We start from the raw sequence: 12,170 nt of genomic DNA, 5'->3' as shown, positions 1-12,170 counted from the left end.
CCATGAACCACAACTTGCCGCCGATGACCGCACCGGCTCGCGGTCGCGATCAATTCGGCGAGACCCCCCGCCCGCCGTTCCATTCCCAGATCCAAACCGCCAGCGACATGCTTTCCTGGACCGCGCTGAAGCTTGAGGAAATACCCGTTCATCGTGGCCATGCAGGAGAAGACGCGCAGACCCTCGACCGCTTCGGGCTCGAACACCGCGATATCGAGGTGCCCGGCTACAACGGCCACCTGGGCAAAGCGGGTGTGTGGCGGCGCCCGGGCGACGCCGAAACCGGTCCGGGCTTCATCTTCATCCACGGTGGCGGCATGGTCCTGGGCGACCGGTTTCTTGACGTCAGCGTTGTCTTGCCGTGGGTCCAGCAGCATGGCGGGACCCTCGTGAGCATCGAATACCGGCTTGCCCCGGAGTTCCCGGCCCCGGTTCCGGTCGAAGACGCCTACGCAGCGGCTTCCTGGGTCGTGGAGCATGCGGGCGAACTGGGATTCGACCCCGAACGTGTCGTGCTCGCAGGAATGAGCGGCGGCGGCGGTATTGCAGCCGGGGTCGCGCTGCTGGCCCGCGACCGGCGGGGCCCCTCCTTCGAAGGCGTGTGGCTGAACTGCCCGATGATCGATGACCGCAATGACACCGTATCCGCCCGCCAATACGAGGACCTCGGGCTGTGGGCCACCCGCAGCAACAAGGTCTGCTGGCAAGCTGTCCTCGGCGACGCCGTGGGCACCGACGACGTCTCACCTTACGATGCGGCGGCCCGGGCACCCTGGCTCGGCGGCCTGGCGCCGATACTGATCACCGTCGGCTCGGCAGAACCCTTCCGGGACGAAGACGTTGCCTTCGCGTCCGCGATCTGGCGCGACGGCGGCGATTGCGAACTCCACGTCATCCCGGGCGGCACCCACGCCTACACGCTTTTCGCAGCCAACTCCAGCATCGGCGAAATCCACGAAGCAGCAGTAGCCCGGTGGATCGCCCGCATCGTGGAACCCGATGACCCGAACGGATCCCGGCACCTGATCGAAAACTTCGCCGCCGCGACCCCCGCCGACAACGCACCCCCGGCAACCCCGCAACCGGCATCAAATAGCGCATAAAGGTCGGACACCATGTTGGATCTGCTCGTAGTCAGTGAGGACAACCGCCGAGAGCACGGGTCCAACCCGCCGTTCGCGGTAGTTCGCCGGCGAGCAGCCAAGTGCAGTCCCCCGAAAATTTTTGCAAGGAGAACCAATGCCCCGCCCGTATACCTTGTTCACCGGCCAGTGGGCCGACCTGCCCTTCGAGGAAGTCGCCCGCCTGGCCTCCGGCTGGGGCTATGACGGCCTGGAAATCGCCGTGTCCGGGGACCACCTGGACGCCTGGCGCTGGGACGAACCCGGCTACGTCGAGTCCAAACTCGCCATCCTGGACAAGTACAACCTGAAGGTCTGGGCCATCTCCAACCACCTCAAGGGCCAGGCCGTGTGCGATGACCCTATCGACTTCCGCCACCAGGCCATCGTCGGGGCCAAGGTCTGGGGCGACGGGGACCCCGAAGGCGTCCGCCAACGCGCCGCCGAGGAAATGAAACACACCGCCCGCCTCGCCAAGGCCCTCGGCGTGGACACCGTGGTCGGCTTCACCGGTTCCTCGATCTGGCAATACGTCGCGATGTTCCCGCCTGTCCCTGAGAAGGTCATCGAGGCCGGCTACCAGGACTTCGCCGACCGCTGGAACCCCATCCTGGACGTCTTCGACGAATGCGGGGTCCGCTTCGCCCACGAAGTCCACCCCTCCGAGATCGCCTACGACTACTGGACCACCGTCCGGACCCTGGAAGCGATCGGGCACCGGGAAGCATTCGGGCTGAACTGGGACCCCTCGCACTTCATGTGGCAAGGCATCGACCCCGTCTCCTTCATCTGGGACTTCAAGGACCGGATCTACCACGTGGACTGCAAAGACACCAAGCTCCGCCCCACCGGCCGGAACACCGTCCTCGGCTCCCACCTGCCCTGGGGCGACCCCCGCCGCGGCTGGGACTTCGTCTCCGCCGGACGCGGCGACGTGCCCTGGGAATCCTCCTTCCGCGCCCTCACCGCCATCGGCTACACCGGACCCATCAGCATCGAATGGGAAGACGCCGGCATGGACCGCCTCCACGGCGCCCCCGAAGCCCTCGCCGCCCTCAAAAAATACGACTACCCCGCCTCCCAAACCAGCTTCGACGCCGCCTTCAGCCAGGACTAACACGTCTCAAACGGAACACCGTCTCTGCAATCGATTGGATCCACCCATGGTGACCACCACAGCCACCCCGCCTGCGGGCACCCGTTCTTCCTTGTTGCCCTTGGTGGTCTTGAGCCTGTGCGGCTTCACCAGCGTCACCACCGAACTTCTGCCCTCGGGGTTGCTGACCCGCATCGCCTCGGACCTTGGCACCGGCATCGCCGGGGCCGGGTCCCTGACCTCGGCGTACGCGGCCGCGATCGTCCTTACCGTCCTGCCCCTGACCCGGTTCACGCTCCGCGTCCCGCGACGGGTACTGTTCGCGGCGATCCTGTCCGTCTTCGCGGCCGCCAACGTCCTCATCGCCCTCAGCCCGACCCTTCCGATCGCCATCACCGGGCGGGTCCTGGCAGGTGTTGCGCACGGTCTGCTGTGGGCGACCATGGCCCCCTTGGTCGGCCGGGTCACCAGCCCGGCGCGGGCGCCCCGGGCGATGGCGATCGTCTTCGCCGGCACCAGCCTGGGCCTGGCAGTCGGCACACCGCTGGGAACCCTTTTAGGCCAGGCATGGGGCTGGCGCACCGCGTTCCTGATCCTGGCGGGGGTGAGCGCGGCCCTGGCAGTGTTTGCCTTCCTCACGATTCCCCAGGTGAGCCCGGACACCAAACGGCCGCTCTCCATCGCCCGGGCAGCCCGCCTGCCCGGAGTCGGCCTGATTGTGGGGGGCTGGGCTGTCATGCTGCTGGCCCACTTTGCCGTCCTCACCTATATCGCCCCGTTCCTGGAACACGCGGGTCTCGGGGAAATGGTCGGCGCCGGCATCGCCGTCCTGGGAATCGCCGGCCTGGCCGGCGTAGCCCTGGCCGGACGGGTGCCACGGCGGGCCCTGTTCGCAGGGCTCCTGGCCGCCCCGACGCTCATCGTCGCCGGCCTCGTCGGCTTGGGCGTACTGCCCGTGAACCTTTCGTTCGCCGTCGTACTCCTGGGGATCTGGGGAGCCGGATACTCCGCCGCGGCGGTGTTCGATCAGCAGGTCATCCTCGTCGTCGGCCACGAGGCCCCCGACACAGTCACCAGCATCTCCGTCCTCGCCATCCAGCTCGGCATCGCCCTGGGCGCAGCGCTGGGCGGGCTCACCGTCGAGGCCCTCGGCGTGGCCTGGGTCCCGGTCACCGGAGCTGTCTTCGCCGCCGTGTCCGTGGCCCTACGCATTCCCCTGCGCCGCTTCCTGCCCCGCCACACCCCGACAACCACTCAGATCTGACTACCCCGGTGCAACGCACCGAATCAAACACGAGGAGAAAAGCACAAATGGAATACACACGTCTGGGCTCATCAGGCCTGAAGGTCAGCCGCATCTCCCTGGGAACCATGGGCTACGGAGACGGATCCCGGGAGAAATGGGCGATCGACTACGACGCTGCTGCACCGTTCTTCCGGCAGGCCCTCGACCTGGGCATCACCTTCTGGGACACCGCCAACATCTACAGCTTCGGCGGTTCCGAGAAGATCGTCGGCCGCGCAATCAAGGAACTCACCCGCCGTGACGACATCGTCCTTGCCACGAAAGTCCACCAGCACATGCACGAGGGCCCCGGCGGATCCGGGCTCTCCCGCAAGGCCGTCATGGAACAGGTGGACGCCTCCCTCACCCGGCTCGGCACCGACTACATCGACCTCTATCAGATCCACCGCTACGATCCCGAAACCCCGGTCGAAGAAACCATGGAAGCACTCCACGACGTGGTCAAGGCCGGCAAGGCCCGCTACCTTGGCGCGTCGAGCATGTTCGCCTGGCAATTCGCCAAGATGCAGCACGCCGCCGAAACCCACGGCTTCACGAAATTCATCTCCATGCAGAACCAGTACAGCCCCATCATGCGCGAAGAAGAACGGGAGATGTTCCCCTTGCTCGCGGACCAGGGCGTCGGCAGCAACCCCTGGAGTCCGCTCGCCGGCGGCTTCGTCGCCCGTCCCTGGGGCGACAAGAGCACCGACCGGGCAAAGACCAACGCGGACGTGGACTTCAACGGGAACCCGCTCTGGCTCGACAGCGACAGGGACATCGTCGACGCGATCGAACGCATCGCACAGGCCCGCGGGGTCTCGATGGCCCAGGTCGCCCTGGCCTGGGTGCTGAAGAACCCGGTAGTGAACGCCCCCATCGTCGGGGCAACCAAGGAACACCACCTGGCCGACGCCGCAGCGGCCCTCGAGCTGGACCTCACCGAGGATGAACTCGCAGCCATCGAAAAGCCCTACGCACGACGCGAACCCACCTGGTTCTGAATCCAACATCCGTTGCCGGCGCGGCGCCCCGCCGCCGCGCCGGACGCACTCACCCAACAGAAAGCTGGACCAAACATGACCTCCTGGTCGCCACAAGACCTCCGCACCATTGCCGAGAACGAGGATCTTTATGTATCCCCCTTCCGCGAGGATGGCGTCACCTACGGAACGCCGACCCAGGTCTGGTCCCTCGTCGTACGCGGCGACGTCTACGTCCGTGCCGCCAATGGCCCGGACTCCCGTTGGTACCAGGCTGCCCTACGCCAGCAAGCAGGACGGATCCGCGTCGCCGGTGCCGAGCACGAGGTGACGTTCGAACCTGCCCGCCGCGAACTCGACGACCTCATCGATGCTGCCTACGAGAAAAAATACCCCGGGAGCTCCGCCGTGCCGATCATGCAAGGCGACGGACCGAAATCCGCGACCGTCAAAATCTCTCCGCGCTGAACTCCCAAAAACCGGCCGCCAAAACCGACGCCGCCCCGCCCACGGAAACGGAGCCTAACCGAATGAATGTCCCGGATCTTTTCCAGCCCCTCGCCTTCACCCGCGGCCCCGAATTGAAGAACCGGCTCCTGCTCGCGCCCCTCACGAACAAACAGAGTAACGAGGACGGCACGGTCTCGGATCACGACATTGCCTGGATCGGACGGTGCGCCCGGGACGGATACGGGATGACGATGACCTGCGCCACGAACGTCCAGCGTGCAGGGAAGGGCTTCCACGGACAGCTGGGCATCTACGACGACCGCCACGTGGAAGGCCTGGCCCGGCTCGCCGCCCTCATCCGCGCGGGCGGCTCAGTCTCCTCCGTGCAACTCCACCACAGCGGGGCGCGCGCACTGGGTGGCGTCAACGGCATACCCGCCGGGCCGAGCGGCGACATCGCCGACGGCGCACGCACACTGTCCACGGCAGAGGTCGAGCATCTGCGCGATGATTTCATCACGGCCGCGCAGCGCGCCGACACGGCAGGCTTTGACGGGGTCGAACTCCACGGCGCATTCGGCCACGTCCTGGCCCAATTCCTCTCCCCCACCCTCAACACCAGGACCGACCCCTACGGCGGGACACTCGAAGGGCGCTCCCGGCTCATCTTCGAAATCATCGAAGGCATCCGGAACGCCTGCCGCCCCGACTTCCAGCTAGGACTACGTCTCTCCACCGAACGGTTCGGACTTCAAGTCGCAGAAATCCGCGACGTCGCGGCGGAAGCCATCCACACAGGATCCATCGACTACCTCGACATGGCCCTCCACGACATCGACAAAACCACCGACGAAGACGAGTTCAAGGGCCGCACCCTGCTCAGCCTGTTCACCGACCTCCCGCGAGGAAACGTGAAACTCGGTGCATCAGGCAAAGTCATGAGCGCACGAAAAGCCGCCGCGGCCCTCCAAACCGGCTGCGACTTCGTCATGATCGGCCGCGCCGCAATCCTCCAACCCGGATTCCCCAAACGCGTCCAGCACGACCACGACCACCGCTCCCCCGAACTCCCGGTCACACAAACCCACCTCGAAGAGGCCGGCCTAAGCCCGGCCTTCATCAACTACATGAGGGAAGGATGGGACGACTTCGTCGCCCCCGATACCGTTCTGGCCTCCAAGTGATCCATTGCCATGGTCCAAGGACCTCCCCCGATTCGCCTCATCGGGGTCAGAACCGTCCAACCGGCTTCGCCGTGAGACCTGATAAGGATTCATACACGGCCTTCTAGAACCCAATTTCTTGCTTACGGGGCCAGCCCAACCGGGTGAGTCGGCCTCGCTGCCCAACGTAGGCGGAATGCGTCCTGGCTAAGTCTGCCTCGATGAACGGCCATTCCGCTTCCGAGACAGGAGGACGACGTATGGGTGCCTATCGGCCGTTAATCGATGAATTTAGCAATTGACGGGCCTGCGAACAGCGGGCGATATCGATCTTCTTTTTCGCCGCGGAGCGTGCCTCTCTTGGGCTGTTTCCCAATTTCCCGTTGGACTTCGCTTCAACGACCACGACTTCACCGTTGACGTGCGCAATCAGATCCATTTCTGCCACCGGTTTGCCAGTGCCGGCGGCGAGGAACTCAATTTCCGAAGTGTCTGAGTACTCCCAGGTTTCCCTTCTCAGGTGTTGGGCTGCGAACAGCCCAACATCCCCGTGGGTCGTCATAAGCTCCCTGAACGATGCGTGTAGGTCGTAGAACCAGGCAGGCTCGTTGCCGTCATTTTTCCACCGTGTAGCTGTCAGCTCATTTACTGCAGAGCACCTGACGCAGAGAAAACGTTGCCCGATCTGATCGATCCCCACGAACGAGGGCCGCGTGCAGTCGGAGCAATCAAGGATAAATCCACGCCGGAGGAGATCGGCCTGTGCAAGCTGATCGATCCAACTTCGCACATCCTCATCTCGCAGTCCCGGAACGGACCTGCACAGCGCTTCGAACCTTGGATATGGGTCATACCCGAGTGCAACTCCGTCCCTCAGAGGGAAGACTTTGCTCGTACGCTCCGCCGGGTTTTTCGGATCGCCTGACGCGAACCTTCTAAGGGCAGGGTGAAACGGCCCCGAAACCATCGCAGCCAATGCCTGCCTTCCCCCGAGTCGACGGGCCAGGAGCTGGGCATGCATTCCAGGGACAGATGACTTTGCCTCAAGACCTGCCTGATTAGCCATGGCTTGCACCCAAGGTTGCATGCCAAGAATCTTGAGCCTGGGTTGTGGAATCTGGCTCGTCAAGGAGGCCCCGGCCCCAATAAGTCCCCCGGCTTGGGAGTGGAAGACAAACCCGTCCCTGCTGCTCCTGACCTCGCTATTTATGAAAGGCTGCCGCTCTGGTTGAACGAAAATCTGTGGGACCCTCGACCGTGTGGCATGGACGTCTCCCAGAAGTTCACGCCTATATACCAGTACGGCCTCACTGGCTCGTTCTTTGGCCTTATTAGTGCCACGGGCTGCGGGGTTGCGAGCGGTGCGCGCATAAACGTGGTGCCGTCCTGGGCAACCGAGACAGGGACAGAGAGTTGCGTCTCAGGCGGCTCCGCCACGGCCATTTGATGGAGCCCTAGGCGGAGTTCAGGCACGCCAAGTTCTACCCCGTCAGGCAAACTTTTGCTTCTTCCGATCGCGTCAGTGGAAGCGGCAGGGAAGGGGTTAGCATCCCAGCTGTCCCCACACAGCACCTCCGTAAGCCCCGTCAATTCTGCTCTATCGAGTGAGCTTGAGGACAATAGGAGGCGGCCGGCCCACCCCTGGACACGCATCCCTGCATTTGCGAGTTCTAACCGGATTGTGCGGGCAACGGTTTCGTTCGTCAGCATCTCGGAGCTGAGCCAGACGCCAAAGCCGAGCAGACGCTCGTACGCGTAAGCCAGCGCGAAATCCTCAGCGGTGTCACCAACAACAACGGCGCCGCCGTCGATCGAAAAACGATACCGCAGTGTGGTCAAGCCGCCGTCCGGCTCGTCACACCAAAAATATGTCTTTTCCCCGGTTGATGCCCCGCCTACGTTCATTCTCTCCACGAGACCACCTGGCGCTTTCCTGGACCACCTATCGGGGTCGAGAGCGAGCCTCATCATCTGGGCCTCATCAGGTTCTTCGCGCTCATCCTGGTCTTTCTCGAGCGCGAAGGGCAGCATTCCTGTGCGGATCGCGAGGGAGAGCGACGCCGACCCCGTCCAAGTCTCCGAACCGGCAAGAACGACCGATTCAGAGGGCATCGGACGTGCCGCGGCAATGAGCCGGCCGGGTCGTGCGCCCACCTCGAAATCCAGGTGTTCGATGCTCTCCCTTTGAACTTCATCCGGACCGCCGTAACGAAACGGGGTACACGCCGCTGCCACGAAAGCCCGGGCCTTCAAAGCCGCGGAGTCCTGTACAGGCAGGTCAATAACATAGGGGCGAGCCAGATAGGACCTGCGTTCCTCAGCCTCGACGAGAAGTTTGCCATCCTCGGAGCGAAGGGCGACAAACCCCGGATTTACTCGCTCCATCTCGCTGAGCGGCAGGCGCACGGTAACTACGTGGTCAGGATCATAAGCCGCAACAACGTCAATAATTTCAGGGGCAACCGTCCCGTCATCTTTGAAAGGGACAAGAATGAACCCAGCTCCACCCCAATACTTTCCGGTAACGGAGATCGCCAAGCGAGCCGACGAGCGCCAATGATCACCACCGCGGAACAGAACAGCGACCCGCGCCGGGCGCAAAATGACGGTGGCATTGGTGTAGGCATCTTCGAGAGGTTCCACGAGAACCAATTGAACATGGTGAACTGAAAAAGCGCTGCCTTTCAGCGCGCGACGTAGAGCTGGCTACGCCCATCGCCTTGTAGGCGCACACCAGGCAAGCATCCGAAAGGCTCCAACGCGCTGGCGTCCGGTAAAGGATCGGCTTACGGGCGGCGCAAGTCGTCTAGACTGTCCCCGATTGGAGGGCTAGCCATGTTGTTGAGTCATCGCGGTGTGGAACCATCAGTAGACCCGTCCGCCTACGTCGCACCATCGGCCGTCGTTGTCGGAGACGTCCACATCGGGGCAGGTACCCGGGTGCTGCACAGCGCCGTCCTGACCGCTGAGGACGGTCGGGTCCGCATCGGCGAGAACACCGTGGTGATGGAACACGCCCTGATTCGAGGCCGTGAAGGTCACCCCGCACTGGTGGGATCTTCAGTGATGGTCGGGCCCAACGCTCACGTGAACGGCAGCGTGATCGAAAACGGTGCCTTCATCGCAACGGGCGCCGCCCTGTTCCCCGGAAGCCGGATCGGTGCCGGCGCCGAGATCCGCATCCACGGTGTGGTCCAAGTCAACACCACGGTCGCGCCGGGCGAGATCGTGCCGATCGGCTGGATCGCGGTCGGCACCCCTGCGCGCATCCTGCCCCCGGACAGACACGATGACATCGGGGCAGTGCAGCGCGAACTCGACTTCGTGGGCACGGTCTACGGCGTCGACCGAGGAACGTCCATGGACGAGCTCATGCGTCGACAGTCCGAGTTCTACGGCGCACACAGAGACGATCAGATCCTCGAAGATTAGTCGAGTTCTCCCCTGTCCGGTGAGAGATCGTCAAACGAACACCAGGGGTGATGTAGCGGCCGCGAAAAGCCGGCCACCTATCGCTTCGATTCACATTCCCTGATGAATCTGTTTCGCTGCCGAGGCTATCGAAGGTGCACCGGATTCGATGGGACCAGGCTTCGGCGGAGGGCGGTTTCGGCGCAATGTTTCAGCGCACCCACCCCACTGCGTGTCGGTGTGACTTTCAACTAAAATGGCGGTTCTTTCACAGTCCGGTTTGGCGGTTTTGGGCCTGTCTGGGGGCGGCTGGTGAACGTGTGAATATCCCTCCGGCCAACGTCCTCCGGGCCGTCGTAGTGGCCTGAATGCGCCGGTTTTGATGTGTTGTTGTGTTCCGGCCTAGTGGTGGGAGGGACCGTGGCAGATCGGGGCCGGCCGCAGGGCATGGAAGCCATAGGGGGTGGGGGGCAATGGGGGTGGTGCCTCCTGGAAGGCGGTGCCGTGGCCCATTGCCCCGGGTGGATGCTTTCATGTCCGCGAGCGAGCGCAGCGGCCGGGGGTGTGGATCGATGGTCCTGACGGTCCCCCGCTCAGGCGCCGCCCTCGAGGAGTCTAGCTCGCAGGCCTGAGAGGTCGTCGTTGGTGAGGCCGTGGGCGAGGAGGTATCCGGAGACGCTGCCAAACCTGTTTTCGGCCAGGGTGAGGGCTGCGGTGAGGGCTTCGGCCGAGGTTCCGTGGACGAGTTCCTCCACCTCCGGGGTGACCTCGAGGCCCATGCTGAGGGCGCCCTCGAGCATCCGCTTGCTCCAGGGTCCGGAGAGGTTTTGCGTTGACAGGGTGTAGTCGGCGAGGACTGCGTCACGGTCGGCGCCGACGGCGAGCAGCAGGAGCGCGATGCCCATGCCCGTGCGGTCCTTTCCGGCTGTGCAGTGAACGAGCACGCCTTCCCCGCCCGTTGCGACGATTGAGGCGAGACGGGCGAAGATGGCGCCACTTTCCTGGATGAGCTGGCGGTAGATTCCGTCCAGGCTCGGCAGATCGGCCAGCGAGGTGGGCATGGCTCCGTTGAGGAGTGGCATCTTGACCAGGACGGGGCGGCTCGAGTCGGGTGCGATGCCGGGCATCCGTGCAACCTCGATCTCGCTGCGGAAGTCCACGACGGTGCCGATTCCACTGGCGGCGAGCTCGGAGCGGCCGTCCCTGCTGAGCGAGGATACCGATTCTGAGCGATAGAGCACGCCGCGGCGGATGGTCCCGGCCGTGGCCGGCATGCCGCCAACGTCGCGGAAGTTGACCAGACCATCGAGCGTGGCCGGTGTCATGCTGCCACCTCGGCCATCGCCGCAACGCTCTCGGTCTTGTTGCGCCGTCCAAGCACCGGTCTTAGTGCCGGGAGCATGACGAGCGAGAGCAGGACCGCGCCGGCTGCCACGAGGTAGAGGGCGACGTAGTTCTTGTCGCCACCGGCGACCGGGTCGGAGCCGCCGATCAGGACGACGAAGGGCGCCAGTGCTGGTGCGATGGATTGGGGCAAGGTCTTGGCCATGTTGAAGATTCCAAGGAATTTGCCTTCCTCGCCCGTGGGCAGTGTGCGCATGGCCAAGGCCAGGTCGACGGCGTAGTACACGCCGAGCGCGAGTCCTGCCAGGACGGTGGCGACCCAGAAGACCACCAGGTCGCCGGTGAACGCCTTCAGCAGCAGCGAGGCGGCCATCAGAACGGCAGATCCGGCAATGAACGGTCCGTAGTGCCCGCGCCGTGAGGCGAGGTAGCCGCAGACGAAGGCGGCGAGCACGTTGAGGGCGGCCGAGGCCAACGTCGCCACGGAGGTCAGTGCTGCGGCTGTGGATTGTTCCATGTTGAGGCGCAGCATGAGGTAGAAGAGGCCGAAGGTGGAGATGACGGTGTAGCCGAACTGCATTGCGAACCGCTGGATCCACACGAGAGTGAACATCCGCACGCGCAGCGGGTTGAAGAAGAACGACGTGAGCAGGCCGCCCAGGGAGGGGGCCGGAATGGTGTTGCGCTCGGCGGGTGGGTCGTTGAGGAAAATGCAGATGACGGCGACGACCGCCACTGCGAACACCGGCATGGCAAGGATGACGACCGAGAGCTGCGTGGCGAAGAGTGCGGCGACGATCATGGCGGGCACCAGGCCCAGGAAGCCGAAGGCGCCGAAGATGCCGGAGGCCTTGGCCCTCTGCGCCTCGGGAATCTGGTCGGCGAGGAGTGCGGAGAGCGCCGCGAGGGTCGCGTTGTAGGCGATCTGGGAGAGGGCCCACCCGATGATCAGGATCGGCAGATTTGTTGCGAAGGCCATGACGAGGGCGGCACCGAGGCCCGCGACTGTCCCGCCGATGATCCAGGGCCGCCGGCGGCCGAAACGGCCCGCGGTACGGTCTGAGAGGACGCCAAACAGTGGGTTGGCCAGCATCGCACAGATGGCGCCGATGGCAGTGACCAGACCGAGCGCCGACTCCTTGCCGGAGGCCGGCACGATTTGAAGCACTTTGAGCGAGAGGGACACCACCAGGGGGGTGACGAGCGCGCCCAACGTGGCGAGCTCAAGCAGGGCGAGCAGGTAGATCTTCCGCATCGGGACGCGGGCAGTGGGGCTTGGTGAGGCTTGGACAGCCATCGGGGTTCCTTTCATAGAAC

At 64.3% G+C, this 12,170-nt stretch carries 11 protein-coding genes; 7 read left to right on the top strand and 4 right to left on the bottom strand.

Annotated features, from left to right (window positions below; all coding sequences use genetic code 11):
* Window positions 1–2: 2 nt before the first annotated feature.
* From NFJ07_RS07630 to NFJ07_RS07605, 6 genes are all read left to right on the top strand, one after another.
* Window positions 3–1,103, top strand: a complete 1,101-nt coding sequence (locus NFJ07_RS07630; protein ID WP_269993510.1) for an alpha/beta hydrolase — start codon at window positions 3–5, stop codon at window positions 1,101–1,103.
* A 136-nt stretch (window positions 1,104–1,239) separates the two neighbouring features.
* Entirely contained in the window at window positions 1,240–2,238 is a 999-nt protein-coding gene (locus NFJ07_RS07625) for a sugar phosphate isomerase/epimerase family protein (RefSeq protein WP_269993509.1), read from the top strand.
* 46 nt (window positions 2,239–2,284) lie between these two features.
* The gene (locus NFJ07_RS07620) at window positions 2,285–3,481 is read left to right on the top strand and encodes an MFS transporter (RefSeq protein ID WP_269993508.1); all 1,197 of its coding nucleotides are present in this window, start codon (window positions 2,285–2,287) and stop codon (window positions 3,479–3,481) included.
* Window positions 3,482–3,528: 47 nt separating this feature from the next.
* Entirely contained in the window at window positions 3,529–4,506 is a 978-nt protein-coding gene (locus tag NFJ07_RS07615; RefSeq protein WP_269993507.1) for an aldo/keto reductase, read from the top strand.
* A gap of 75 nt (window positions 4,507–4,581) precedes the next feature.
* Complete coding sequence (locus NFJ07_RS07610) at window positions 4,582–4,953, top strand: DUF2255 family protein (protein WP_269993506.1); 372 nt, start codon at window positions 4,582–4,584, stop codon at window positions 4,951–4,953.
* A 62-nt stretch (window positions 4,954–5,015) separates the two neighbouring features.
* Entirely contained in the window at window positions 5,016–6,119 is a 1,104-nt protein-coding gene (locus NFJ07_RS07605) for an NADH:flavin oxidoreductase (RefSeq protein WP_269993505.1), read from the top strand.
* Window positions 6,120–6,366: 247 nt separating this feature from the next.
* Here NFJ07_RS07605 and NFJ07_RS07600 read toward each other — a convergent pair whose 3' ends face one another.
* Together NFJ07_RS07600 and NFJ07_RS07595 are read right to left on the bottom strand one after the other, a co-directional pair.
* Entirely contained in the window at window positions 6,367–7,164 is a 798-nt protein-coding gene (locus NFJ07_RS07600) for a hypothetical protein (protein ID WP_269993504.1), read from the bottom strand.
* 140 nt (window positions 7,165–7,304) lie between these two features.
* Entirely contained in the window at window positions 7,305–8,636 is a 1,332-nt protein-coding gene (locus NFJ07_RS07595) for a hypothetical protein (protein ID WP_269993503.1), read from the bottom strand.
* Window positions 8,637–8,954: 318 nt separating this feature from the next.
* On the opposite strand from NFJ07_RS07595, the gene NFJ07_RS07590 reads away from it, so the two are divergent.
* Entirely contained in the window at window positions 8,955–9,530 is a 576-nt protein-coding gene (locus tag NFJ07_RS07590; protein ID WP_269993502.1) for a gamma carbonic anhydrase family protein, read from the top strand.
* A 572-nt stretch (window positions 9,531–10,102) separates the two neighbouring features.
* Here the strand turns inward: NFJ07_RS07590 and NFJ07_RS07585 are convergent.
* The gene (locus tag NFJ07_RS07585; RefSeq protein ID WP_269993501.1) at window positions 10,103–10,834 is read right to left on the bottom strand and encodes a tyrosine-protein phosphatase; all 732 of its coding nucleotides are present in this window, start codon (window positions 10,832–10,834) and stop codon (window positions 10,103–10,105) included.
* Window positions 10,831–12,150, bottom strand: coding sequence for an MFS transporter (locus NFJ07_RS07580; RefSeq protein ID WP_269993500.1), 1,320 nt, complete (start codon window positions 12,148–12,150; stop codon window positions 10,831–10,833). The genes NFJ07_RS07585 and NFJ07_RS07580 overlap by 4 nt, the downstream gene beginning before the upstream one ends.
* Window positions 12,151–12,170: the final 20 nt, after the last annotated feature.

The sequence above is a fragment of the Arthrobacter sp. B2a2-09 genome (assembly GCF_027587375.1).
Taxonomy (GTDB): domain Bacteria; phylum Actinomycetota; class Actinomycetes; order Actinomycetales; family Micrococcaceae; genus Arthrobacter.
The sequence above is the reverse complement of the archived record's forward strand: the minus strand, read 5'-3'. Positions and strand labels throughout refer to the sequence as shown.